Below are 26,606 nucleotides of genomic sequence, written 5' to 3'. Positions count from 1 at the left end.
CTATTTGTTCCAGTAATTTAACTGATTGATCAATTGCAGCCTGCTTATGGTAGTTTGTGTAAGCAGGTTCTTTGCTGTAAGGTAATTGTTTACCGCCAGTATCAGGTCGGCAATTTTGAGGTCGCCGGTTTGTAAAAGCTGGGTATCAACTTTGATCAGGCTCTCGGTGAATTTTATCTGCTCGTTCACTTTTTCAAGTATCTTATCGCTTTCAAGGATCTGCTGATTTAACTGCGCAATTTGCTGCCGGTACTGAACCTCAAAAAACGTTTTATAGTTTTGCCTTGAGTTTTCTTCAAACTCCAGCCGGCGGTGTTGTAATTTACGCTGGCCGCCGTCATAAATAGGCACTATGATATTGAAACCCACGCTGGTGCCGAAATTTTTATATTCCTGCCCGGTAAAATCAGTATTAAAGCCGGCATCGCCAAAAACGTTTACTTTGGGCTTATAGGCATAATCAATTAAACGGCTGCTGTTGGTCAGCCTTAAGCTATCCAGCCTGAATTTTTGATAATAAATGCTGTTGGCTATCGGCGGTGCATAAGTTTTTTCAATCATCGGCTCGCTTAGCCGGGCCATACTGGTATCTGCTATGCCTGCTAAATAGTTAAGGGTGGCATAATCATTTTTAAATTGTAAGGATGCCTGTAACAGTTGCAGCTGTTGTTGTTTCAGCGTTACCAAAAAAGCCAGGTAATCTGTTTGGCGGTATACATTGGCGCGTGTCAGCTTTTTAAGCAGCACTTCTTCCTGATTTAATAAATCGATAGTTTCCTGGTTGAATTTTAGCTGTTGCGAGCTTCCGTAAGCGGTAATGTATTGTGCTATAATAGATTTGCGCAGATCCTGCTCAGAAATACGTGCCGCCGCTATTAATGAATCGCGCTGCAACTGTATAGCTGCATACTGGCTGTTTAAATTGCCACGGCCAATTATAGTTTTACTTACGCCTAATAAAGCGTTAAACGTTTGAACATTGGTAATTGCGCCTGCGTAGCCGTAGCCGTTTGTAACCGGTGCGAATAAACCTGCGCTTGACGCGTTTACCTGGAAATTATTACCCGCCCTTAATCTTAAGCTGTCCAGCTTGCTCATGCCAACCTGGTTGCGCATGTCTTTTAAAAGCGGACTGTTTTTTTGCGCAACTTCAAGATAATGATCCAGCGAATAGGTTTGGGCCAGCGAGGCGGTATTAATACTAATTACAAAAAAAACACTTAGAAATAATTTCATCCGGTGGCAGCGCTATGGGTATTAATCAGCTAAAATACTTTATAATTCTGTATTAAATTTGTACACGGTCAACAAGTTTGGTACAGATTTGTTATGGATATTTACCAATACAATTAACTAAAATAAGTATTATGTGGTGGATATACGCCTTACTATCAGCACTTTTCGCGGCCCTTACGGCCATATTTGCAAAAATTGGCATTAAAGGGGTTGATACCGACCTGGCCACTGCTATCCGTACGGTAGTTATTATCATAATTGCCTGGGCAATTGTATTTGTTAAAGGCAGTAACAGCACCATTGCAAGCCTGACCCGCCAAAACTGGACATTTTTGATCCTTTCGGGATGTGCTACAGGCTTATCATGGATCTGTTATTTTAAGGCCCTGCAGTTGGGCAAAGTATCGCAGGTTGCGCCTGTTGATAAGCTAAGCGTTGCACTGGCAATAATTCTAGCGGCAGTTTTTTTAGGCGAGACACTTACCCTGAAAACCGGGATAGCGGCGGCGCTGATCATCAGCGGAACATTGGTGTTGATATTTTAATATCAAGAGTAATGTTACAGCCAGTTCAGATTTTAATCGATATTGGCCTGAATTTTTTCTCAATATTAAACCGTCGGTTTTCTGACGAGGTATAGAAACACTGCAACCAACTTTAGACACGGCTATGAAAGGGGGGCAGCTTAATACCTGGTTAACGTGCTGTTGGGCGGCTATCCGTACCACTGCTAATTAAACTGCCGCAGGCAGGCTCAGGAAGAATGTGGTACCCTTACCGGCTTCGGTTTCAAACCAAACTTTTCCGCCTGCATTTTCGATAGAGTTTTTTACAAAGGCAAGCCCAAGCCCGGTGCCCGAACTTTTGGTGGTAAAGTTAGGCTCGAATATCTTTTCGCGCATGTTTTGAGGAATGCCATTGCCGTTGTCTTTAACCGTGAGCAATATATTTTTCCCGGTTATCTGATGATCGATCTCTAATTGTCCAAATCTATCGGGCGGGGTAGCTTCAATGGCATTTTTTAACAGGTTGTTAAAGCAGCGCAGCAACTGGTCCTTATCTGCATTAACATAAAACGGGATTTTTGGCGCATTATAAGTAATGGCGAAATTATCCATCTGTTTAAAAATGACGACCGCCTGGCTTATCACTTCAAACACATTAAAACGCTCCATGCGGGTATCAGGCATTTTTGCAAATGCCGAGAACTCGGACGCTATTTGCGATAAGCTCTCAATCTGTTCCACAAATGATTTGCTGAAACGTTCAAACTTCTGGTCGAATTTGGGGTCTTTTTCACGCCATGATTTTTCCAGCAACTGCAAGCCAAGTTTTAGCGGAGTAAGCGGATTCTTGATTTCATGTGCTACTTGCTTGGCCATTTCGCGCCATGCACTTTCTCTTTCTGACTGCGCAAGTCGTACGGCGCTGGCCTCCAAGGCGGCGATCATGTTATTATATTCTTTTACCAGAGCGCCAATTTCATCGTCTCTGTCCCACTTTATAGGCTTATTTTTTTTGCCGTAGATAGTTTTACTCAGGCTTTGCTGTATGAAACTTAACGGATTGGTAATCTGGCGGGCAATAATTACAGCAAATAAGCCTATGGAAATAAATATCAGCGCGTAAATATTGATCATAATATTAAGCAGTGATCCTATGCGCTCCTTGTAATCAGCTTCGTTTGAGAAATAGGGGAGCTGCAAAAATGCAATGGTTTCTCCTTTTGTATTTCTTATGGGCGCATAAACGGTTTTGTAGCTCAGCCCGCCTATCATTTCATCGTTTACGTATTCAGACCGCTGCCCGTTATGCAACGTGATAAAAGCTCTGGCATTCATGCGTTTGGCAATTAAGCCATACTCATAAATGCGTGGTTGGGTAGTGATGAGTAACCGGCCATGACTGTCAAACAGCACCAGGTCTGAGGAGTAGGAGGCAGCCAGTGCATCAAATTTTATCTGGCTTTGTTCATTGATATTAACCATGTATTTATCAAACAGGCCGTTCTCAAAGGCATCGGTGATTTTTGTCAGCTTATCACGTATCATTTTATCCTGCTGCATTTGGTACTGCGAGCTTATGGATATATAAGTTATTATACCCACCAATACCAGCGTAACCACCACGGCAAACACCATCGAAAACTGAATGCGGGTTTTATACAGTATCTTATCAAGCGTAATTTTCAGGCCCCACTTAATTTTGTTATTGGTAATGGTTAATATTTTAATACGCAGCCACGCCCAGCTGCCCGCTATGACGAAAACACTAAAGGCTAGCAGTATTACAAAGAAGAAAGTGATAGATGTAATGTTGTAAAATACCGTGTTCTCTTCTTTGCTGATGACGATAAGGTTACGCTCAGTGGGCTTGTAGATGAGATGGCTGTAGGACGTAAATGGCTGGTACCACAGCGGATTTTCTACAGCCAGCGATTTAAAGACAAAAGTTTTGGGCTTGTAAATGATATTTTTATTGCGCACCAGTTTATAAACATAGTCGCCGCTTTGTGCCAGCAGCTTATTGTCTGAATAAAAAGCGTACGAGTAATTTTTAAAATTATCCTCGTCTTTTGATTGCCCGTCAATTAAAAGCTCGGGGAAATAGTTAGACGTTTGCAGCGCTTTTGATTTTAATTCGATAACGATGGACCCAAGCGTTTTGTCTTTATCAATAACAGGCAGTATAGCAAAGTAATTCTGAAAGCCGAAGGATTCGTTTTCGCGATAGAAATAGTTTGATACTTTAAGCGAGCTATAAAGAACCATGTCTTTAAAAACATCCAGCTGGTAATTTTTATCGGCAGACACGGATTGTCCCGCAGCATTAAACTCATGGATCTTGAAATCATATTTTGACAGGTATCCATCAAAATAAAGCTTTTGAAACCGGTTTTGCAGATAATCGGTATTGTGTATAGTATCATTAAAATAACGAATGATAAACGGATCCTTAACTATCTGTTTTTCTATCTTCTTAAACAGGTAATCGGCCGTGGCATCCGTGGGGTTCTCCAGCTTTTTTACAAGCTCCTTACGGAACTGTTTTTCCTTTATCGACTCAAAATGGTTGAGGTTGGTTGATGAGATGACCGAGCAGACTAAAAGTACGCCGGCAAACATAAAGGTGGTGGTCTTGCCGTTTTTATAGTAATAAGCATAGCCCCTTATCATTACCAAAAACGACCAAAGTATATAGAATACTATCAGCTCATGCCGCAAAATGCTGTAATAACAGGTAGCCAGCAAAACACCTGCTATTAAAATTAAAAGCTGGTGGCGTGCTGGTATATGCAGCCGGTTGCAAACTGTTAAAAAAACCTCGGCAAGTAAATAAAATATAAAAAAGCTGAAGCACAGCATCAATATACCGCACAAACTATATACCGATAAGCTCAGTACATTATTTACATCAAAATTTATCTCGGATTTGACAACGAGACCATAAAATACGTTTAATAAAACAGTTGATACCACAATAAGTATAAGTGTGCATCCTGTTACCAGTGGATACGCCCCGGTTTTGCCCGGAAGATATTTTAATAGTTTAAAACGCTGCCTGTAAATAAAGGCGGTTAGCCAGCTACACATTAATATATTTATACAGAGATCACCTAACGATGGGAAAACCTTGCCCGAACTGTATAAATGCGGATTAAAAATATCAAGCTTGTAAGTAAAGTTGGGCCAGTTATATTGCAGATTGATAAACCTGATACCCACAATAAACAGCGTCAGGAAAACAAAGGACAGCAGCAAACGCCCTGTGTTGGCGAGGTAGTTGCAAATATTTTGAACCAACGTGCATATCACAATAAATGTTAATACCCATATAACCAGCTCGAAGTAGAAGAAACGGTAATTAACCTCGTTATCCAATACCTTAACAGAGAACAGGTAGGTGTCGGTAATGCTGTGTATGGCATAGGTGTTTTTATCGGTAAAATCTGCAATATCGATGTTGTTGTCTTTAAGCAGATCTTTTGAAAAGCCATTTCGCAGATATTGGTTCTGTACTACAAAATTTACTTTTACGGGGATAAAGAATATCACCGAAAAGTTGCCGTCGTTTTTTTTAATGGCTTCGTAATACCCGTTAGGCTCTTTAATAAAGGAGTATCCTTCTTTTATTAAAGAAGGATTTTCGGGAATAAAAGTGATGTCGCTCCAATATTTCAGGATGCCGTCTTTTACGGTTACTACTTTTATATTACGCCCGGTAGTAAATTCCTGTAAACACTTTAAACCGTTTTCATAATTATTGGCCAGGCCTTTAAAGCGGTTAATGCCGCCTGGAGCGCCAAGCGCCTTAATAATATAATCTTCTTTTTTTTGAAGATTATCCTCCAGCATCCTGGCTGTCTGACTTAAATTAACAGCAGAAGTATACGTAGAACGGACGATGATTGCCGTTAATAATAAACTGGCGCCAAGCAGCGCCAGCATTAAACGTATTTTTCCGGAGTAACTCAAATGCTTTAAATAGACTTATGTAAACTTACAATAAAAAAAAGCCGCTTTGGTTTGCGGCTATAAAATTATTGTTGAAAAGCGGCGCTTGCGGTTGGCATTGCCCGGTCTACTTTTTTAACCAGGCCCTGTAATACATTGCCCGGGCCTACCTCTGTAAATGAGGTTGCGCCGTCTTCCAGCATGTGCATTACGGTTTGGGTCCACCTAACCGGGCCGGTAAGCTGTGCAATTAAGTTATGTTTTATTTGTTGCGGATCTGTATACGGTTTGGCATCAATATTTTGATAGATGCGGCAAACGGGCTCGTTAATAACTGTGTTTACAATGGCATGCTCCAGCTCAACCCTTGCTGCTTCCATTAACGGCGAATGAAACGCACCACCGACATTTAACTTTAGGGCTCTTTTGGCCCCTGCCGCTGTCATGAGCTCGCAGGCTTTATCAATACCGGATATGGTGCCTGATATAACCAGCTGGCCCGGGCAGTTATAGTTAGCCGGAACCACTACATCGCTTATGCGATGACAAATATCTTCAACCGTAAAATCATCCAGCCCTAAAATAGCTGCCATGGTTGATGGTTGTATCTCGCAGGCTTTTTGCATAGCATTTGCACGTGCGGCAACCAAACGTAAACCATCTTCGAACGATAAAGCGCCCGCGGCTGTTAATGCAGAAAACTCTCCTAATGAGTGGCCCGCAGCCATATCGGGTGCAAAATCAGTTAATACTTTGGCCAGTATAACCGAGTGTAAAAATATTGCCGGCTGGGTAACGTTAGTTTGTTTCAGGTCCTCATCGGTTCCGTTAAACATGATATCTGTAATGCGGAAACCTAAAATGTCATTAGCGTGCTCAAATAGTTTGCGTGCTTTGCCTGATTGTTCGTAAAGGTCCTTACCCATACCTGCAAACTGTGCGCCTTGTCCTGGAAAAATATATGCTTTCATAAGAAAGATTAGTGATTGAAGATTAGAGATTAGTTTATGTTGTTAATTATTGGTGCGATTAGTTGATAACCAAAGATCAAAGATTTCGTTTGCGATTCATCCCAATCTTTAATCTTCAATCACCAATCTTTCCCAACCCTAGCTTAATTTCGACGATATCAGGTGCAGAAACTCCGCCCTGGTTTTTTCCTGGTAAAATCCGCCCGAAAAAGCCGAAGTCGTAGTAACTGAGTTTTGTTTTTGTACCCCACGCATACACATACAAAGGTGGCGGCACTCCATCACAACGCCTACGCCCACGGGCTGCAGGGCCTCTTGGATACAGTCGCGTATTTCATTGGTTAGCCGTTCCTGCACCTGCAAGCGGCGCGCATAAGCGTCAACCACACGTGGTATTTTACTTAGCCCTACAACATGCCCGTTAGGGATATAGGCGATATGAGCCTTGCCAAAAAACGGCAGCATATGGTGCTCGCACATAGAGTATACCTCTATGTCCTTAACTATAACCATCTGGCTGTACTCTTCTCTAAATAAAGCCGAGTTTAAAATCTCTTTAGGATCAAGATCATATCCATGGGTTAAATACAGCATGGCTTTGGCAATACGCTCAGGCGTTTTTAATAAACCCTCGCGTTCAGGATTCTCGCCTAATTGCTTTAATACTTGTTTGTAGTGGCCCGATAAGCTTTCAATCAGCTCAGGGTTATAACGGTCAATTTTTTCGTAGCCGTTAATGTCGTCATCCCTGTCGGGGATATTGTTGTCGTTAATCATTGTGCAGGTTTAATCACCAAAATACTCTGCCGAGTTATTTTCTGTTTCATGTAATCTTACCGAATGTAAAAATACACCCTCGTAAGCTTCAATCGGGCCTTTTAACTGGTTAAATATTTCAATACAAAGTAATTCGGTCGATGCCATTTTGCCTTTCATAAAATCAACATCCAAATTGATGTTTTTATGGTCAAGCTTTTCAATCACGTAATCGTTAATAATTACTTTGAGCTCTTTCAGGTCTATTAAGTAGCCGGTTGCATGCGTAATTTCGCCTTTAACAGTCACATATAAATTGTAGTTGTGCCCATGCCAGTTTGGGTTGGCACATTTGCCAAATACTTCCGCGTTTTTCTCTGCGCTCCATTCATCGCGGTACATTTTGTGTGCTGCATTAAAATGTTCTCTGCGCGTAATATGTATCATCATAATATTTAGTGGGTGCAAATATACAAAACAATTATAAGGGCGTTTGTTTATCTTAGGGGAATAAATAACGGTTATGCGGATATTAATTGTGGCTGCCACACAGCCGGAAGTCGACCCTTTAATGCAAACCCTGGGTATGCAAAAGTCGGACGAAGAAGAAAACCTGTTTGTTACCCGTCATCCATCGGTAGCCAACTGCTCAGTACTGGTTACCGGCGCAGGCATGGTGCCTACCGCCTTTGCTTTGGGCAGGCATTTGCCGCACAATGTTTATAACCTGGTTGTTAACCTGGGTGTCGCCGGCAGTTTTGACCGAAATATTAAACTGGGCGAGGTATTGGAAATAACTAAAGATACCTTTGCCGAGCTTGGCGCCGAGGATGATACCCGCTTTATTAATATTGAACAGTTGGGTTTAGGAGCAAGCATATTTAATCCTACCAGCAGCCTCGGTCATTTTACCGGCAAAATTAATCTGCCTAAGGCCACCGCTATTACCGTAAATACGGTGCATGGTAATGACAATACCATAGCCGGTGTAGTTAGCCGGGTAAACCCGCAACTGGAAAGCATGGAAGGCGCCGCGTTTTTTTTTGCCTGCCGCCAGTTGAAGGTCCCTTGCGTACAAATCAGGGCAGTGTCAAATTATGTTGAAAAACGTAACCGCGATAACTGGCAGATAGGGCTTGCTGTTAAAAATCTGAATACATTTGCGCTGGATTTGATCAGAGAGTTGTAAGTTGTGTGTTATCGGTTGTATGACACGCAGAACTAACAACTCATAACTTACAACGCAATGAAACTAACTCTTGGCTTTTCGCCCTGCCCTAATGATACTTTTATTTTTGACGCGCTGATCCACCATAAAATTGATACCGAAGGGTTAGATTTTGAGGTGTTTTATGATGATGTGGAAACGCTTAATCAAAAGGCCTTTCGCGGCGAGCTGGATATCACCAAACTAAGTTATCATGCTTTTGCTTACGTAGCAAACCAGTATGTTTTACTGGATGCCGGCAGCGCCCTGGGTTACGGCGTTGGCCCCATGCTGATCTGTAAAGGGGATCCTGAAAAATTACATGCACAACTCACAACGGACAACCCACAACTTAAAATTGGTATCCCCGGCAAATACACTACCGCTAATTTTTTGTTGGGACTAGCGTTTCCCAAAGCTGTAAATAAAGTAGAGTTGGTTTTTTCTGACATAGAAAACGCTGTTTTAGAGGGAAGGGTAGATGCCGGCCTCATTATCCACGAAAACCGTTTTACCTACCAGGACAGAGGTTTAAAAAAAATAATAGACCTGGGCGATTACTGGGAAAAACAAACCGGCTGCGCTATCCCGTTGGGCGGCATTGTAGCCAACCGCAACCTGGCTTTAGATGTTCAGCATAAAATAAACCGGGTGTTGCGTAAATCTGTTGAGTTTGCTTTTGCCAACCCAAAATCAGGTTTGGATTTTATCCGCAGCCATGCGCAGGAAATGAGCGAAGAAGTTATGTACAAACACATTGAGCTTTATGTAAATAAATACTCGGTTGATTTAGGGGAAGAGGGCAGGAAGGCTATTAAATTATTGTTTGATACGGCGTTGGAAAAAGGAATAATCCCGGAGATTAAACAGGATATTTTTCTGACGCCTTAACGCGCAATTTATTGATGATCAGTTATCAGAAAACAATATTAGCTTGCCCAAGTTAATTCATAAAAACATTTACCATGAAAAACCTGTTTTATCTTGCCGCTATTATTTTAGTAAGCTACACCATCACAGCCTGTAATAACGGAAAAAGGCCGGCCGACACGATAATGACCGATAGCGTAACAGCTATCCATAACAATGATGTCAACATTGCTTTCACCGATACGGGTAAAAGCGATACCACCTTGCTATTTGTACATGGTTGGGCAATCAATAAAAGCTATTGGGCAAACCAGGTAGCCTATTTTGGGAAGCGATACCGGGTGGTGACCATTGATTTACCGGGTTTCGGTCAATCAGGCAAAAACCGCGACAAATGGGGGATCGCTCAATTTAGCAGTGATATTGATTCGGTAATTAAACAGCTTGATCTTCAAAAAGTAATATTGGTGGGCCATTCCATGTCCGGCGATATTGTATTACAGGCAGCTATTGATAACCCCAACAAAGTTATCGGCGTAGTGGGGGTAGATAATTTTAAAAGCGTTGGCGCCCCTAAAAATCCGGACGATAAATTACAAATGGCAATGGCTATTGCCGAGATGCGTAAAGACTTTATAGGCGTAACCACCAAATGGTTTAATGAGCAATTGTTTTCTGCGGCCACATCGCCGGAGATAAAAAGAAGGGTGCTTAATGACGTGGCCCACACTGATAGCACCATAGCTGTAAACGTTATGGAGCAAGGTGACGGTTTTGACGAACTGGACAAGCTGGCACAGGCCAATAAAACACTTTATTTAATTAACAGCGACGTAACCCCAACCGATACCAGCTATATTACCGCGCAAAAGTTGCGCGGTAGGGTATTCTATACCAGGGGCACGGGCCATTTCGCTATGGTAGAAGCTCCTGCCGAATTTAACCGGGATTTGGATATGGTGATTGATGATATCAAAAAGAACAAACCTGTTCAGCAATAACAGCAGGATCAGCTATCTAATAATACCTCAAATTAATCAATACAGCTCTTACACCAGGTTTTTCCGTTATAATTGCATACCTGTTAATATTACCTGTTGTGGCAGAAAAAATAAGAATACCCAGAACACCAGGGCAGTTACGCATTGCCAACGCCGTTTTTTTCTTCCTGTCGGGATTTGGTTATGCTTCGTGGGCATCGCGCATACCTACCATAAAGCACCAGTTACATTTAAACGATGCCCAGTTGGGTGGTGTTTTATTTGCTATGCCTATTGGTTTACTGCTTACTTTACCGGTAACGGGCAGCTTACTTGGTAAATATAGCAGCAGGCGCATCATGTTTTTTGGCAGCCTGTTTTTTGCTATGGTACTGGCATTGATAGGTTTGGCGGCTAATGTATGGCAACTGGTGCTGGTATTGTTCTGCTTTGGCGTATCACGCAATTTGTTTAATATCTCAACCAATGCACAGGCGGTGGCGGTGCAGGCTTTGTATGACCGTTCTATCATGGCCAATTTTCACGGGATATGGAGTATGGCGGGCTTCGCGGGGGCTGCTGCTGGTTACTTTATGGTGTATTATAACATTGGTGCAAGCTATCATTTGCTGGGCGTGAGTGTGCTATTGGTAGTGTTTTCGTTTTGGTTCATCAAGGATACTATTTACCAGCAGCCTGTTCCCCAGCCTCAAAAGAAACTGTTTACCCTGCCCGATAAATCGTTGCTGACGTTTTCGCTGATCTGCTTTGCCAGCATGGCTTGTGAGAATACGCTTTACGATTGGAGCGGCATCTACTTTGATAAGGTTGTACAGGTGCCTAAAGCCACCGCTACCGAAGGTTTTGTGGTTTACATGATAGCCATGACGCTTGGCCGTTTTATCGGCGACGCAGGTGTAAATCGTTTTGGTATAAAGAATCTGCTGCGGTTTAGCGGCATTTTTATTTTCTGCGGATTATTGTTAGCCGTACTGCTTCCTTACCCGGCAACAGCAATAACAGGCTTTATATTGGTTGGCCTCGGGGTATCATGCATTGTGCCTATGGTATTCCAGATGGCAGGCAAATCAACCACCATGAGCAGCGGTACGGCGCTGGCATCTATATCATCCATTGGCTACCTGGGATTTTTAATGGTACCTCCGTTTGTTGGTTTTATAGCCGAGGCGTGGGGCTTACGGTGGTCGTTTGGTTTGATAGCTTTATTGGGGGCATTGGTCATCGTACTGGTAAATAATATAAGGGAAGAGGTTACAGCGTATTAACAAACAATTTCGGTTTAAATATGTTCAGTTTATACAAGAAACGTCCGTATGAAAGCCGCCCAAAAACATTATAAATTTATAAATAGTAAAACGGGCTATGTAATTTATCATTACACTATAAAAAATAGCCTCAATGAAGCTGATATTAAAGCCGAACTTGAAAAAGTTAAAGCAGAGGTTGCAACAAAGAACAGTATTTTTTTGAATACCATTTATTGGGAAGAAGAGAAAGAGTAAAAGTCTTATTTGGTATATTATAAATAACAGCTAGTTTTACACTGATACACAACTCCCAAATATGGCAATTATTGAACCGGTTAAGAAAAATTTAGAACATCCGCAGCAAATAAAAAGATATTCATTTTCCTTGCGGCTGTGGCATTGGTTAAACGCGATAGTTATCACCGGATCTTTACTTACCGTGCTGATAAACTCGACTTTGCTTGACCGCAAGACTAACGCGCCTTTTATAAAAGAAACATTGCAAAAATCAGGCGCGGTTGTTACTGACGACCAGGCTAATTCGGTATCACATGACCTGGGCGACCAGGTTTGGGCTATCCATACCTATTTCGGCTACGCGCTGGCTGCCTTACTGTTGTTTAGAATAATATTAGAGTTTTTTCAGGTAGCTGATCAAAAACTTATGGGCATTATTAAACACGCTTATCATCAATACAATACTACTAAGAAAAACCGCGAGCTGGCAAGGCACGAAATGGTGGTTAAAACCCTCTACGCCATATTTTATTTATTGCTGGTGATAATGGCCACTACCGGCCTGTTCCTGGCGTTTGAAGATTTTTTCGCACCTTATAAATCTATACGCCACTCGGTTAAAGAGGTACACGGTTTTACAATGTACCTGATCATAGGCTTTATCGTGATCCATATCCTGGGGGTGCTTTTAGCTGAGCGTAAAGACAGTAAAGGTATCATATCAGATATGATTAACGGCGGCGGCGAGTAATTACTTTGTAATCAGGTACACCGTATCCAACACCGTTTTTCGTGTCGTGCTGTTTATAAATTTCGGCAGTATGCGTTCTTGTGGATAGTTTTGAAAAGACTTGATAACGCGGTAGGGGATATGATTGGCTATCAGGTAATTCAAAGTAAATTGCGTGGCATATAAAGCGTTTTTTTTCGTTGCATCCAGTTGGCTAAATTCCGCTGCCGGCAGATAATCAACCGGCCTCTTACATTCAAACTGAAATACATTGCTCTCCATCCGGGCCGAATAGATATGGTATTGATCATATCGCGGCTGATTTATATACCCGGCTGCCACCACTTGTCCACTGTAAGCAGCAATTGTTGGGTATAGCACTATTGCCAGGTAAAAATTAGCAAAGAGGGCGGCCGAGCAGCTGACAAAAAATGTTTTGCGGGGCAGGTCCTTTACCTGTTTGTTTATCAACGCTATCAGCGAAAAGAACAGCCCGCAATCAAGCGCGAAAAAAGCTATGCCGGCAGGTTTTAAAAAGAAATTGATCACAAAAATAACCAGCGTAAGCAAGGCGATATAAACCCACTGATTGATCAGCCTGAATTTATTGCCAAAAACCGATAGCTGCCGGTAGCAATACGGCGCCGTAATTATAGCAAACAACGGAAATATGGTGTTAGCATAAAACGGCAGCTGGAACCGCGATAAAGAAAATAGCAGCAGCAACAATAATCCGCCGCTCAAGGTATAATACTCGGGCAATGGGGTTTTATAATAGATTTGGCGCAGGCGTTTATAAACCGCGTAATAAAACATCAGGCACCATGGTGCAAATGCCCATAACAGAGTATGCAGGTAAAAGAAAACATCGCCGCTTTTATTGCGGCTGATAGGACCGTTATTGACAAAGCGCCCAAACTGGCTGTCCCATAAAAACCACTTAATACCTGATACATTATGCCGCTCAAAAACCAGTTTTTCCGGGTGCAGATCAAACTGCAGGTACAGTGCGTAAAATTCGGGCAGGGTAAACAATAATGTCAGCAGGTACAAACCAATAAACCTGGGGCTAAATAAACCGGCTATTTTCCGGGTGAAAATAAGCTGACCCAACAAGCTTCCGTAAATAGCTACTATAACAAATATACCTTTAGTCATAATAGCGCAGGCGGTTAGCAGTGCAGCCAATAGCAGGTCCTTAAGTGTAAACCGCTGTTCTAAATTGGTTATATGATAAATGCTGCCGATCACCAATCCCATTAAATAGGGTTCGGCGCGAACGTCGGTATTTGACATGATCACATACTGCGCGGTCATCAATATTAATACCGCTACAGCTGCGGCTTCCCAATCATAATATTTACGGGCAAACAGGTAGGTGTAACGTGCGCTTATTAAAAAGAATAACAGGGCCGGCAAGCGGTAGGCCCAGACACTTATGCCAAACAGTTTAAAACTAAGCATCGCCATCCAAAATGGGAAGTGCGGTTTATCCAGCCAGTCCTGGTTATAGGTAAAAAGCTGTAAAATGTCGTGCTTATAAATAAGGTTTTTTGCTATTGACGCGTATAGCCCGGGATCGTCAGTAAAGAATTTTACGTTTATACCCGCTATATTAACCGCAAACGCTAAAACAAACAATAGTAAAAAAATAGGCTTGTCTTTATTCTTCATCTGTTAAATAAAGTGTAATAATAGGTTTTTTGGCTGTTTCATCCCACATATAAGCATAAAAAAACCCCTGCCTTTTGGGCAAGGGCCAACTCACAACAATTGTTTAACCTCGGGCTATGAAACCCTCAGTCAATTCCGAACTGCAATGCGAATCAGTTGTTATAACACCTTATCATTAACTTGGTTTTAAAAGGGTACAAAAAATTTGATTTTAACAGGGTTGCAGCAACCAAATTTCGCTCTATCTTTATATTGTAAATCAATACCAATTAAAACATGAAAAAAGTATTTCAATTAAAGGCAATTGCAGTATTTGCGGTTGCACTTTTAATCTCGACAGTTGCCTGTGCCCAAATGAATGGCAAAACAATAGCCAGCCCGCGCGATAGTGTAAGCGGCAAGGTGCATGGAGCAACCATCAGTATTAATTACGGCGCACCATCTGTACGCGGACGCAAAATTTTTGGCGGACTGCTGCCATTTGGCAAAACATGGAGAGCAGGTGCAAATGAGGCTACAACCTTTACCACCAATAAAGATGTAAAAATTGGCGGCAAAACTTTGCCTGCCGGTAAGTACAGCCTGTTTGCAACCCCGGGCGAAAAAGAGTGGAAAATAATTTTCAACTCTCAGCTGGGCGAATGGGGTATAAAACGTAACGGCGAAGCAAATGATGACCCTGCTAAGGATGTAGTAGTAGTGACTGTTACACCTAAAATGGTACCTATGACCGAGCGTTTAAAATACGTAATAACTGCCAAAGGTTTCGACCTGGTTTGGGAAACTACGTCGGTTTCGGTTGAAGTGAAATAAGCAGCTTGCTTTAATGGTATAAATAGCGATGGGTTTAAAACCATCGCTATTTTTTTTAAAGTAAAACTATATTTGCAATATACATGCTCTTTAAACCTAATAAAATACAAAAACGATTACTGGCTATCGCGATGCTGGCTGTAGTGCTGTTTTTGATATCGGTATTTGAGGATCATCCGGCTGCGGTCGAGCGGTACTACTCGCAGGGGTTATATGTTTTTATTTGCCGGGTATTACATCCCGTGTTTAACCTGTTGCCTTTTAGCGTCGGTGATGTCCTGTATATTTTGGTTGTTGCCTACCTCATATACCTGCTGGTAAAATTGATCGCATTTGTCTTAAAAAAGCAATTTACAAAAGCTTTGAGCCTGGTGCTTGGCATTGTAATAGGTATACAAACCGGCATGACGTTTTTTTACCTTTTTTGGGGATTGAATTATTTCAGACCGTCTGCTGGTCAGCGGCTTAACTTACGTGATACCAATTATACCACCGCTCATCTGCAGGACGTTACCTGCCAGATCATTGACAGCGCCAACGCCACCCGCGCGCGCATTACCCGGGACGATACCCTGCAAAATAATGCTGCTATTTATCAAACAGCTTTAAAAGCAGTGAGTAAAATATCGGCCGACTCAGTTAATTTTCGTGCCTGTCATCCTTATATAAAGTCGTCACTGTTAACACCGCTGATGAACTACCTGGGCACATCCGGCTATTATAATCCATTTACCTCCGAGGCGCAAATGAACTATCAGATGCCTTTTTTTGAGCGCCCGTTTGTGGCCTGTCATGAACTCTCGCACCAACTGGGATACGGGCCGGAAGATGAGGCTAATTTCGCCGGTTTTTTGGTGGGGATAGGATCGGCCGACCGCTTATTGCGCTACTCTGCCTATCAGGAGGCGCTGGATGAGTGTATGCATGCGTTGCGTCGCCGGGACACCATGGCCAACAACGAATTAAAAACACATATATCAACTGTGGTACGTAATGATTTTAAAGCACAGCGGGCCTATTGGCTGGCCTACAGGGGCAAAATTGGCATAATAAGCAGCATTTTTTATGATGATTATTTAAAAGCTAACAATCAGCCACATGGCATGGATACCTATAACCAAATGGTTTTATTGCTGATGGCGTGGTACCCTAAGTAATGTTATACTTTCATAAAAATTTACTATTTTACAGGTATTAACCCCTATAACCCGAATGAAGAAGTCTTTGCTGACGCTGATTATTTATTTATGCTGCACCCAGGTGTATGGGCAGCACATTACTTTACTTAATCTGATTAATTTAACCAGCCTTAATAACACGCAGGCAGGCAATACGCTTACGTCAGGCAAAACCTGGGGTTTGCAATATGGCGAAGATCTGAATGGTTTTGTGGTTGAGCATTATCAAACATCGGCCCCAAGAAACAGGATAGAAACTATCATTATAGGCACGGGGATTAAAACTGCCAGCGGCGCTATATTGCATACGGTAAGTTACGTTAGCCCCAACCCACAGGATGTTATTAATTTAACCAGCCAGGCAAAGGGAGCTGGTTTGATACAAAATTTCAAAGGGGCCGACAAGCAGGACAATATCTATATTTATGAAAGCTTTCTTTACCACATGGTTGTGCGCCTGGCTATTGATAACAGCAAGGGTGTTATTGATGTAACCCAGAAACAGGTATTTGTTGAGTAACTAAAAGGCGTACCAGTAATAATTAGTGATATGCTTTTCCAACTGGTTTATTAACCTTTTTTTAAGCCGGCCCTTATAACATACTATTTTACGTTGCGGCGTATAGCTAACCTCGCCCAAAACTTCGCCCTGCTTTATTACTTTAAAATTACCCTGCGTACCGGGTAAAACGGTTAAATTTTGTTCTTCATTAGCATCATTTACTAATACGTGAAACTGGCGCTGTGGCATAAATACTGATGACTGTGACATATCACCTCCCGGTTTAAAGACATTAAGCATTTAATTAGTTGGGCAATCGGTATATATTGGTATAACAATTTATTTAGGCAATTAGTATAAAAATACTAAAAATTATGCGCCAATAGCAAGTTTCAAACATAGCCGCTAAAAATTAAGTTATAGCTAAGCTTTTGTTAAATTATGGTTATAAGTACTGTGTTATAATTTGCTGGAGCAGGCTGGCCTGCACCACACCGCTTTGCCGCCATTTGGTTTCGCCTTTTTTAAATATCATCAGGGTTGGCACGCCCTGTATCTTATAGGCGTTTGCTGCCGCCGGGTTTTTGTCGATGTCTATTTTAATAATAGTCACCTTGTCGCCCATGGTGCTTTTTAGCTGTTGTAAAATTGGCGCCATCATTTTACAGGGGCCGCACCATTCGGCCGAAAAATCAACCAAAACAGGTTTTTCTGATGCGATGATGTCCTGAAAATTTGCCATGATACTTATATGCTTTAACAGGATAACAGTTAAAACTAATTTGTGTTTGCAAATTTTACGTACCCTTATTTTTACAATGCCTGCCGTGAAAAACAGTTAAATTTGTTGTACATCCACACCTATAACTATGATAACCACCCTAGATAAAATAACCGCGCTGATATTGATAGACCTGCAAAAGGGTATAGTTTCATATCCAGCCGCTCATCCTATTGAGGGTGTTTTGGCAAACTGCGCTAAACTGGTGGCTGCTTTCCGCAAAGCGGGACAGCCTATTATAATTGTTAACGTTGATACGGCAGGCGCTGCCTGGACAAAATCGCGCAAAGAACCAAGTCCCGCACGGCCCGCGCCAACTGCCGGCTGGACCGAAATAGTTGCGGAAATTAAAACCGAACCAACTGACGTTTTTATTACCAAACATACCTGGGGCGCTTTTTTTGAAACTGCATTGGATGAAGAGTTGAAAAAAAGAAATGTCACCGGCATAGTAATAGGCGGAGTGTCAACCAGCCGTGGGGTGGAAGGCACCGCGCGGCAGGCCAGCGAAAGGGGCTATAACCTGACTTTTGTTACTGATGCTATGACCGACCTCATAGCCGATGCTCATGCCAATAGTGTTAAATATATTTTCCCGGCGATAGGGGAGATAGGTAACACAGAAGATGTGGTAGCGCTATTGCAATGAGCGTACTACAGCCGATGATTGCCCCCAGTTTTAGTTAGTAAAGTTAAACACAGCCTGACGCATGGTGCTTAAAGTTGCAGCGATTGAATAGGCTGGTAGTTGACTCGTTAAAAACACTAATTGGTGATTATATGCTAAAATTTAATTTAAGCTGGCTGAGGCCGGTTAGGGCGTTTCATTAATGGCGGGGTTCCTGATTACATAAAATCCCTTTTTGCATTTGGCACAAAAGTATTTTCCTATCGGCAGAAAAAAAAGGAAAGTTTTAAATAACCAGTTTCTATGTAATCTGTAATGATGCCGCGAGCCGCATTTAGGGCAATGATAAAAATGTTCAGAGCTTGAGTTTACGTTTTTCACTTCAAATAAATTGGTCGAAACGTTATACGAAGATAAATATCAAAAGGTTTGCAAAATAATAATAATTAATAATTAACTGATTAATTAATAATTATTAGATAAAGTTCCTGATTTTTTCAAGAAGGTCGTTCATTTCAAACGGCTTAGACAGGAAATCATCGGCTCCGGCAGCTATTGCAGATTCCCTGATGTCTCTGCTGGCCGAGATCATGATAACCGGGATATTCTTGATCGTATCTGTCTGTTTTAATTTTCTGCAAATATCCCTGCCGTCTTCACCCGACATCCAGATGTCAAGCAGTAAAAGATCCGGCAATTCATCCTTCATATCAAGTACCGTCGCGCCGTCAACTGTTGTTGTAACCCGGTAGCCTTCAAACTCAAGCAGCATCTCTATGGCATCAACAATGCCGGGGTCATCATCAGCGATCATTATTTTTTTGGGGGTGGGCGTCATTAGCTATAGATGTGGAGTATAAAAATTTATAAAATTAGTTTTCTGTTTGTTGATTATTAACAGGTAGTGAAAAGCAAAAATCGGACCCTTTCCCTTCCACGCTGTTAACCCATATTTTGCCGCCTTCGCGCTTAATTATCTCCGATGAAATGTATAATCCAAGGCCAAGTCCGGGGAAAGTATGCTGTTTGTTGCCGCTTACCCGGTAAAACTGCTCAAACACCCGGTCGGCTTTGTCCCTGGGTATACCTATACCGAAATCCTGAACACATATAATCACCTCGCCATTAGTTAGTTTGGTTTGGATAATGATTTTATCAGAATGCGGCGAATACTTAATGGCATTAGTTATTAAGTTTGTGATTACCTGGCTGATACGATCTTTGTCTGAAAATATTTTGCCCGTTTCTGTAAACTCAGTAATCAATTTATGTTTTTGCGTGGTGTGTTGCAGGTCCTCAACCGTTTCATGTATAGCCTGGTTAAAATCAAACCACGTTTTATTAAACAGCAGTTTACCGGAGTTTATTTTAGTAACATCCAGTAGGTCGCCTATCAGGTTGGTTAAGCGGTTTACCTGTGCATCCATGCGTATTACCATTTCGGCCTTTTTGGCCTCACCTTCTTTAGTCAGCATAGCGCCAAGTACCTGGGCATACGCTTTAATACTGGTTACAGGTGTCTTCAGTTCGTGACTGGCGATGCCCAAAAAATCGTCTTTTTGACGCTGCAGCTGTTTCTGCTCATCAATATCTGTATTGGTGCCAAACCACTTGATGATCTTTCCGTCACTTATAAAAGGCAGCGCCCGGGCCAGGTGCCATTTATATTCGCCATTTTTATCGCGAAGCCTGAATTCGCATTGGTAAACGGCTCCGGTTTGCAGCGAGTGCGTCCAGGCCGTTATACATTCGTCCCTGTCTTCGGGATGGACACGCAGTATCCATTCGGGGCCTATTATTTCTTTCCGGTCCGTTCCAAAAAAATCAAGCGTGCGCTGGTTTACATAATCAAGTTCACCGGTTAGGGTTGATGTCCACAGTTGTACAGGCATAAACCCGGTAACGAATTCATACTGCTCAATCTGGTCCTTAAGTTCTTCGTTTTTTATTTGTAATTGCTGCTCGGCTAAAGTTTTCTCTGTAATGTCTGTACATGCGCCGATATAACCGGCAAAGCTCCCGTCGCTTCGGTATTGCGGATTTCCGGTAGCTATGCACCAGCGAATATCGCCGGCTTTGTTTAAAATCCTGAAATTAACTTCATAAGCCCGCCTTGCCTGCAAATCGGCCAGGAATTTTGTAGCGGCATTTTGTTTATCTTCTTCAACTATGGCATTTAGCCAACCGTTGCCCAGCGTTTCTTCGTAGGTCATGCCGGTCCATGTCATCCATGTCTTATTGGCGTAGGTTATATTACCCTCCGGGTCTGACATCCATAACGCGATAGGAGCGGCTGTGGTAATATTATGCAGGAGATGTTCATTCTCTTTCAATGCTCTTTTATCTGCTATCTCGCGCCTTAAATCGCGGGCAATACTGGCCCGTCCTACCGGCTTGCCGGTTATTGTATCATATACCAGCATAGTAGTTGCCGACACCGGGATGGCTTCGCCCGTTTCAAAGTTCCGGTAGTTTATTTCGCCGGTCCACCTGCCGTCCTTTTCTAATGCTTGGGCAATTGTGGTCTTTAATTTATCTATTTCAGAAGGCAGGAGATATTCGCTGTTATGCCTTTCAAAGGTATCATTGTTCAGGCCCATCATTTTGCGGCCGGCGGTGTTTACATAGGTAACGTTTCCGTTCGGGTCAGAAAGGCTCACAAAATCAGAACTGTTATCAATCAGCGATAATAATTTGTTCTGTTCATTACGGGCTTCTTTCTCGGGCCGCAGATCGCGCGCTACCGATGCCATCGCTATCGGCTTGCCGGTGGCCGGGTCATCAATCCTGAACGCATTTAAATAAACCGGGATAGGTTCGCCGGTTTTAAAATGTTTATAGTGACGTTCGCCCTCCCAACGGCCTGTTTCCAGTATAGATTTCGTGCCGGTTTCGCTCTTCTCATTGGTGTCATCCGGTATAAAATATTCAGACGCGGGCCTGAAAGCCTCGCCGTAACTATCAATACCCAGCATTTTATAGCCGGCTTTGTTAAGATAGGTAACCTGTGCTGTAAGCGTAGTTATGCCGATAACTTCGGCAGTATTGTCAATTAACGTAACCAGTTTTTGCTGTTCCTCAACATCAGCTATTTCGCGGGTGATATCCTGAACGGTCCCGGCGAAGCGGGTACATACATTTTCATCATTAAACGATGCGTCGCCGATGGTGCGCACCCAACGGATATGATTATTTTCATCGCTAACCGTTCGGAATTTAATGTCGTAGGATTTTCGTAAATCGGGGTTGACGGATTCTGCCATCTTAGTTGTCACAAACAGTAAGTCGTCCGGATGTACGTATTTTAAAGCATCCGTGTAGGTGATGGATTCGTCTATTTTAAAACCAAAAAGTTCGCGGCAGCGCTCATCGTATATTACCGATTGCGTAATCGGGTATAAATCCCAGGTGCCCAGTTCGGCGGCGTTTAAAGCAAACCGCGTTCGTTCTTCCGATGCCAGCAGCTGTTTTCTTATTAATACCAGTTCGGTTACATCGGCAGCAGTATTTAATACTCCCCATACCTTGCCACTGTCATCTTTTAAAGGTTTAAAAGAAAAGTTAAAGTAGTGTAGCTGTAACTTACCATCGGCAACAAGGTCAACACGATCTTCGGTGGCTTCATAAGCAATGCCCGTATGGTAAACGTCATGCAATATTTTAAAAATGCTTTGCTCTTTTAGCTCGGGCAACACCTCAAAGTAAGGTTTGTTTATGACATCATTGCCCTTACCCCATATGTCAATAATGGTTTGATTGGCCACTTTAATAATCAGATCAGTACCTACATATAAGCCAACGGGGGTTAGTGATTCTTCAATAAGCGTCCTGAAAATGTTTTCGCTCTGCGTAAAGTTCAAATCAAATTTGTTATTCATCTCTGGTAAAAGGGCGCATAATTATAAAATATGATAACACCAAAAAGGGCCATAAGTTTACAGAAATGGCCTTTTTGATGATAATAGTGGTGGGCAAATAAAGTACAGAAACTTAAATATTTTTGATTTATAGTTCTAGGATATTTATTTAATTAATAAAATAATTACATTTGAAATTATAGCCGTTCAATCTTATTACAGCCGTTCAATTACCTCAAATAATAGCTATGCCAACCAGTATATTTTTCTATAATTTTTTTGCTACAAATTATTTATTTCAAACAATTTAAATAGTGTTGATATTATATTACCTGATTTTTAATATTAACAGCACCGGTAAAAATAAGAGGCTGTTAAGAAATATTTATTGAAGATGAGTACATCACCCAGGAAAAAGAAAATACCATTGCATCACCCGACATTACCTAAGACACCAACAGGTATTGCCGGCCTTGACCAGATAACCGGCGGCGGATTACCGAAGGGCCGCCCATCATTAATTTGCGGCGAAGCAGGTTCTGGTAAAACCTTAATGTCGATTGAGTTTTTAGTGCGCGGAGCCACAGCGTTTAATGAGCCCGGCGTGTTTATGGCATTTGAAGAAAAAGCTTCTGAACTGACCATGAACGTAGCCTCATTAGGATTTGATTTAGATAAGCTGCAAGCCGAAAAGAAAATAAGGCTTGATTATGTACATATAGACCGTAGCGAAATTGAAGAAACCGGCGAATATAACCTGGAGGGATTATTTATTCGTTTAGGTTATGCTATTGACAGTATTAAAGCCAAAAGGGTAGTGTTGGATACCCTGGAAAACCTGTTTTCGGGACTTACCAACCAGACTATCCTTCGGGCCGAATTGCGCCGCCTGTTTCAATGGCTCAAGGACCGCGGCGTTACCGCCATCATTACCGGCGAAAAGGGCGATGGTAACTCACTAACCCGCCAGGGGCTGGAAGAGTATGTGTCAGACTGTGTGATATTATTGGATCACCGGGTTATCAACCAGATCTCAACCCGCAGGTTAAGGATAATTAAATATCGCGGCTCGGTACACGGTACCAACGAATATCCGTTCCTGATTGATGAAGAAGGCATATCTGTATTGCCTATAACTTCATTAAAGCTGGAGAAAGAGGTATCATCCGAACGGATATCTTCAGGCATACCGGCAATGGACGCCATGCTGGGCGGCCAGGGTTTTTTCAGGGGCAGCAGCGTCCTGGTATCGGGTACGGCGGGTACGGGTAAAACCAGCATTGCGGCTTATTTTGCCAATGAAACCTGCAAGCGTAAAGAACGGTGTATTTATTTCGCGTTTGAAGAATCGCCGAAACAGATCATCCGTAATATGCAGTCTATCAATGTTAATCTTCAAACACATATAAATAAAGGGCTCTTACAGTTCTATGCCTCGCGCCCAACGTTGCACGGTCTTGAAATGCACCTGGTAAGCATCTACAACGTAATAAAAAAATTTAAGCCAGGCGTAGTTATACTTGATCCTATTACCAACTTAATTACGGTTGGGTCTGTAAGCGAGGTAAAAGCGATGCTGATACGCCTGATAGATTTCTTGCAGGAAGAGCAGGTAACGGTAATGTTTACCGCTTTATCGCTAAACAATATTGTTAATGAACAAACTGACGAAGGCGTATCCTCATTGGTGGATGCCTGGATACTGGTGAGGGACATAGAGAATAACGGCGAGCGTAACAGGGGCATGTACATCATGAAATCGCGCGGAATGAAGCACTCAAACCAGGTACGCGAGTTTATTATTACCGATAAAGGGCTTGACCTGGTTGAGGTTTATCTGGGGCCTGATGGTGTACTTACCGGGTCCGCCCGCGAGGCACATAAATTGCAGGAGGAAACCGGCGTAGTGTTGCGTGATTTTGCAGTAAGCAGTAAGGACCGCGAACTAATACGTAAACGTAAAGTTTTGGAAGCAAAAATATCTAACCTGCAAATGGAGTTTGAATCGGCCGAAGAAGAACTGAATAAAATGTACCAGCAGGAAGAATTGGTTAAACAGGTTACGCAAAAAAACCGCGATGAAATTACCCAACGCAGGCGTGACCAACAATTTGACGAGAAAGGGGGCAAAAAATGAGCAAGCAGGAAAAAACAAAGGCTTACGAGCTGAGATTATATGTTGCCGGTAAAACAGCTAAATCTACAATGGCGTTAAATAACCTAAAAAAATATTGTGAAGAACACCTTAAGGGGCAATATAAAATAGAGGTAATAGACCTGTTGGTGCAACCCCAACTGGCAGCCGGCGACCAGATATTTGCCATACCCACCCTGGTGCGTAAAGTGCCTGAGCCTATCAGAAAAATAATCGGAGACCTTTCAAACGAAGAAAAAGTGTTGGTAGGTTTAAATATTTTGCCTGCCTAAGCATACTATAGATGACAGAGCAACCAATAGTGCCCGAATTTAATGAAGATGAAACTTACCGGTTACGCTTGTTTGTAACAGGCGCTTCGCCAAACTCAACCCGTGCAATATTAAATTTAAAAGAGATCTGTGAGCAGTATTTGAAAGATAATTATGAAATGGAGATTATTGATATCCATCAGCAGCCTTTAATAGCGCAGGAAGAGCAAATTATTGCGTTGCCACTGTTAATAAAAAAAGGGCCCGGTGCAGAGCGGCGGCTAATAGGAGACATGTCAAACCGTGAAAAAGTATTAAAGGGGTTGGGGATAAGTTAATTTTAATAATGGAACGCGACAAACTTACATATGATGAGTTACTTAGCGAAGCCAATGAACTTCGCTTAAAGCTGGAAGAAGCTACCGATACGCTGGAAGCTATCCGCACCGGCCAGGTAGACGCCTTGATTATTCAGGGCAATGACGGGCACCAGCTTTATACCCTTAAAACAGCCGATCAAACCTATCGCATGTTCATTGAAAAAATGAACGAAGGTGCGGTGACCCTGAATCAACATGGCCTGATTTTATACAGCAACTCGCGCTTTGCCGAAATGGTAGACATGCCGCTGGAAAAAGTGATAGGATTATCTTTTGATACTTTTATTGCCTACGAGGAACGCGGTAAATTTAAAGAGATAATAAAAAGCGCGTGGGATGCCGAGTGTAAGGAAGAGATCGAATTGCTTAGTCCGAACCGTAAACTGATCAGTTGCCTGCTGTCCTGTAACACGCTTGAGCTGGATGAGGGCCTGGCGCTTAGCCTTATACTTACCGACCTCACCATACAAAAAGAGACTGAAAAGCAATTAAAGCTTAGAAACGAACAACTGGCGGAAGCGCAAAGCGCCACCGAAAAACTAAATGACGAACTGGAAGATACCGTACGCAACCGTACAGCTGATTTGTTAATAAGCCGCGAGCATTTTAAACTGCTGGCAAATAATATCCCGCAGATGACCTGGACGCACCTGCCTGACGGTACAGTTAACTTTTATAACCAGCGCTGGCGCGATTATACCGGTTTAACTTTTACCGAAGAGGGCTATAGCCGTGAGCAGGTGATCCATCCGGATGATTACCCGCTAACGATGGAGCGTTTTCATGCCACTTTAAAAAGCGGTGATGTATTTGAAGTGGAGAACCGCTATAAAGGTGCCGACGGCACTTACAGGTGGCATTTAAACCGGGCCATACCTTTACGGGATGAAACGGGGAAAATTCTTTTTTGGGTAGGGACGGCCACGGATATTGAGGATCAGAAACGTGAAATGGAGAAAAAGGATGAGTTTATAGGTATTGCCAGTCACGAGCTTAAAACACCCTTAACTAGCCTGAAAGGCTATCTTCAGCTTGTCAGCCATAAAAAAGAGAGCTTGCCTGAAACAGTGAGGCAATACATTGATAAGGCCATAAGCTCATTAAACAAGCTGCAACGGCTGGTGAATGATCTGCTTGATGTTAGCAAGATCCAGGCCGGCCGGTTGGAGTATGGATTACGCCCGGTTGATCTGACCCAACTTTTAAAGTTATGTACAGAAAATGCCCGGCACGTGTACCCTAATTATAATTTTGAAAATAATGCAGTTGATGGTCTCATAGTTAACGGGAATGAAGAGCGGCTGGATCAGGTGGTAATGAACCTGATTAACAATGCGGTAAAATATTCTCCGTCAAATAACAACGTTACCATTACGGCTGTCAGGTATGATGGTCAGGTAAGGGTTTCTGTTACAGATCGGGGTATCGGTTTATCAGCCGAACAAAGGGGACGGATCTTTGAAAGATTTTACCGGGTGGAGGACAAGAAGTTTATGTCAAGCGGATTAGGCATGGGGCTATATATCTCGCAGGAGATCATCAATAATCATCATGGTAAAATAAGTGTGGAAAGCGAACTGGGCAAAGGGTCAACGTTTTATTTTGATTTGCCGCTGGTTAATTGATGCAGGGTCGCTGTGGGTTCATCTCATATAAACAAACGCAGAAAGGCGAACCA

25 protein-coding genes are annotated in these 26,606 nt (G+C 42.4%); 15 read left to right on the top strand and 10 right to left on the bottom strand.

Translation table 11 applies throughout. The features are described from left to right. Complete coding sequence (locus tag LJ658_RS11810; RefSeq protein WP_230546715.1) at positions 1-1,236, bottom strand: TolC family protein; 1,236 nt, start codon at positions 1,234-1,236, stop codon at positions 1-3. A 131-nt stretch (positions 1,237-1,367) separates the two neighbouring features. On the opposite strand from LJ658_RS11810, the gene LJ658_RS11805 reads away from it, so the two are divergent. Next, entirely contained in the window at positions 1,368-1,781 is a 414-nt protein-coding gene (locus LJ658_RS11805) for an EamA family transporter (RefSeq protein WP_230546714.1), read from the top strand. 189 nt (positions 1,782-1,970) lie between these two features. Here the strand turns inward: LJ658_RS11805 and LJ658_RS11800 are convergent, their stop codons facing one another. The 4 genes from LJ658_RS11800 to LJ658_RS11785 form a co-directional block, all read right to left on the bottom strand. Continuing rightward, positions 1,971-5,711, bottom strand: a complete 3,741-nt coding sequence (locus LJ658_RS11800) for a HAMP domain-containing sensor histidine kinase (RefSeq protein WP_230546713.1) — start codon at positions 5,709-5,711, stop codon at positions 1,971-1,973. 65 nt (positions 5,712-5,776) lie between these two features. Then, positions 5,777-6,661 carry an ACP S-malonyltransferase gene (gene fabD / locus LJ658_RS11795; RefSeq protein WP_230546712.1) on the bottom strand — a complete coding sequence of 295 codons (885 nt, stop codon included), beginning with the start codon at positions 6,659-6,661 and terminating at the stop codon, positions 5,777-5,779. 138 nt (positions 6,662-6,799) lie between these two features. After that, on the bottom strand, positions 6,800-7,438 hold the full coding sequence (gene folE, locus LJ658_RS11790) for a GTP cyclohydrolase I FolE (RefSeq protein WP_230546711.1): 639 nt from the start codon (positions 7,436-7,438) through the stop codon (positions 6,800-6,802). 9 nt (positions 7,439-7,447) lie between these two features. Continuing rightward, on the bottom strand, positions 7,448-7,864 hold the full coding sequence (locus tag LJ658_RS11785) for a 6-carboxytetrahydropterin synthase (protein ID WP_230546868.1): 417 nt from the start codon (positions 7,862-7,864) through the stop codon (positions 7,448-7,450). A gap of 76 nt (positions 7,865-7,940) precedes the next feature. Here LJ658_RS11785 and mqnB point away from each other — a divergent pair, with 76 nt between their 5' ends. The 6 genes from mqnB (at position 7,941) to LJ658_RS11755 (ending at position 12,730) form a co-directional block, all read left to right on the top strand. Then, positions 7,941-8,606, top strand: coding sequence for a futalosine hydrolase (gene mqnB / locus LJ658_RS11780; protein ID WP_230546710.1), 666 nt, complete (start codon positions 7,941-7,943; stop codon positions 8,604-8,606). 57 nt (positions 8,607-8,663) lie between these two features. After that, positions 8,664-9,515, top strand: a complete 852-nt coding sequence (locus LJ658_RS11775; RefSeq protein ID WP_230546709.1) for a menaquinone biosynthesis family protein — start codon at positions 8,664-8,666, stop codon at positions 9,513-9,515. Positions 9,516-9,589: 74 nt separating this feature from the next. Beyond that, entirely contained in the window at positions 9,590-10,495 is a 906-nt protein-coding gene (locus tag LJ658_RS11770; RefSeq protein WP_230546708.1) for an alpha/beta fold hydrolase, read from the top strand. A 98-nt stretch (positions 10,496-10,593) separates the two neighbouring features. Next, complete coding sequence (locus LJ658_RS11765) at positions 10,594-11,760, top strand: MFS transporter (RefSeq protein WP_230546707.1); 1,167 nt, start codon at positions 10,594-10,596, stop codon at positions 11,758-11,760. Between the two features lie 48 nt (positions 11,761-11,808). After that, positions 11,809-11,997 carry a hypothetical protein gene (locus LJ658_RS11760; RefSeq protein WP_230546706.1) on the top strand — a complete coding sequence of 63 codons (189 nt, stop codon included), beginning with the start codon at positions 11,809-11,811 and terminating at the stop codon, positions 11,995-11,997. A 61-nt stretch (positions 11,998-12,058) separates the two neighbouring features. Beyond that, positions 12,059-12,730, top strand: a complete 672-nt coding sequence (locus LJ658_RS11755; protein WP_230546705.1) for a cytochrome b/b6 domain-containing protein — start codon at positions 12,059-12,061, stop codon at positions 12,728-12,730. Here the strand turns inward: LJ658_RS11755 and LJ658_RS11750 are convergent, their stop codons facing one another. Then, on the bottom strand, positions 12,731-14,383 hold the full coding sequence (locus LJ658_RS11750) for a glycosyltransferase family 39 protein (protein ID WP_230546704.1): 1,653 nt from the start codon (positions 14,381-14,383) through the stop codon (positions 12,731-12,733). Between the two features lie 276 nt (positions 14,384-14,659). Here LJ658_RS11750 and LJ658_RS11745 point away from each other — a divergent pair, with 276 nt between their 5' ends. The 3 genes from LJ658_RS11745 (at position 14,660) to LJ658_RS11735 (ending at position 16,894) form a co-directional block, all read left to right on the top strand. Further along, complete coding sequence (locus LJ658_RS11745; protein ID WP_230546703.1) at positions 14,660-15,196, top strand: DUF2911 domain-containing protein; 537 nt, start codon at positions 14,660-14,662, stop codon at positions 15,194-15,196. Positions 15,197-15,279: 83 nt separating this feature from the next. Next, complete coding sequence (locus tag LJ658_RS11740) at positions 15,280-16,353, top strand: DUF3810 domain-containing protein (protein WP_230546702.1); 1,074 nt, start codon at positions 15,280-15,282, stop codon at positions 16,351-16,353. Positions 16,354-16,408: 55 nt separating this feature from the next. Further along, positions 16,409-16,894 carry a hypothetical protein gene (locus LJ658_RS11735; protein WP_230546701.1) on the top strand — a complete coding sequence of 162 codons (486 nt, stop codon included), beginning with the start codon at positions 16,409-16,411 and terminating at the stop codon, positions 16,892-16,894. Here LJ658_RS11735 and LJ658_RS11730 read toward each other — a convergent pair whose 3' ends face one another. Together LJ658_RS11730 and trxA are read right to left on the bottom strand one after the other, a co-directional pair. Then, entirely contained in the window at positions 16,895-17,146 is a 252-nt protein-coding gene (locus LJ658_RS11730; protein WP_230546700.1) for a hypothetical protein, read from the bottom strand. Positions 17,147-17,321: 175 nt separating this feature from the next. Next, positions 17,322-17,618 (bottom strand): thioredoxin, encoded by a 297-nt coding sequence (gene trxA, locus LJ658_RS11725; RefSeq protein WP_230546699.1) that lies wholly within the window; start codon positions 17,616-17,618, stop codon positions 17,322-17,324. A gap of 127 nt (positions 17,619-17,745) precedes the next feature. Here trxA and LJ658_RS11720 point away from each other — a divergent pair, with 127 nt between their 5' ends. Continuing rightward, a complete protein-coding gene (locus LJ658_RS11720; protein ID WP_230546698.1) occupies positions 17,746-18,306 on the top strand; it encodes an isochorismatase family protein in 561 nt (186 codons plus the stop codon). 454 nt (positions 18,307-18,760) lie between these two features. Here the strand turns inward: LJ658_RS11720 and LJ658_RS11715 are convergent, their stop codons facing one another. Both LJ658_RS11715 and LJ658_RS11710 read right to left on the bottom strand, forming a co-directional pair. After that, entirely contained in the window at positions 18,761-19,123 is a 363-nt protein-coding gene (locus tag LJ658_RS11715; RefSeq protein ID WP_230546697.1) for a response regulator, read from the bottom strand. Positions 19,124-19,157: 34 nt separating this feature from the next. Then, positions 19,158-22,163 carry a PAS domain S-box protein gene (locus LJ658_RS11710; protein ID WP_230546696.1) on the bottom strand — a complete coding sequence of 1,002 codons (3,006 nt, stop codon included), beginning with the start codon at positions 22,161-22,163 and terminating at the stop codon, positions 19,158-19,160. 373 nt (positions 22,164-22,536) lie between these two features. Here LJ658_RS11710 and kaiC point away from each other — a divergent pair, with 373 nt between their 5' ends. Genes kaiC through LJ658_RS11690 form a run of 4 tightly spaced genes read left to right on the top strand, consistent with a single transcriptional unit; the run spans position 22,537 to position 26,553 of the window. Next, a complete protein-coding gene (gene kaiC, locus LJ658_RS11705) occupies positions 22,537-24,279 on the top strand; it encodes a circadian clock protein KaiC (RefSeq protein WP_230546695.1) in 1,743 nt (580 codons plus the stop codon). Continuing rightward, entirely contained in the window at positions 24,276-24,569 is a 294-nt protein-coding gene (locus LJ658_RS11700; RefSeq protein ID WP_230546694.1) for a circadian clock KaiB family protein, read from the top strand. The genes kaiC and LJ658_RS11700 overlap by 4 nt, the downstream gene beginning before the upstream one ends. Positions 24,570-24,580: 11 nt before the next feature. Then, positions 24,581-24,886, top strand: coding sequence for a circadian clock KaiB family protein (locus tag LJ658_RS11695; RefSeq protein WP_230546693.1), 306 nt, complete (start codon positions 24,581-24,583; stop codon positions 24,884-24,886). 8 nt (positions 24,887-24,894) lie between these two features. Continuing rightward, entirely contained in the window at positions 24,895-26,553 is a 1,659-nt protein-coding gene (locus LJ658_RS11690; RefSeq protein ID WP_230546692.1) for an ATP-binding protein, read from the top strand. Positions 26,554-26,606 lie beyond the last annotated feature (53 nt).

It is taken from the genome of Mucilaginibacter sp. UR6-11 (assembly GCF_020880695.1).
Lineage (GTDB): Bacteria > Bacteroidota > Bacteroidia > Sphingobacteriales > Sphingobacteriaceae > Mucilaginibacter.
The sequence above is the reverse complement of the archived record's forward strand: the minus strand, read 5'-3'. Positions and strand labels throughout refer to the sequence as shown.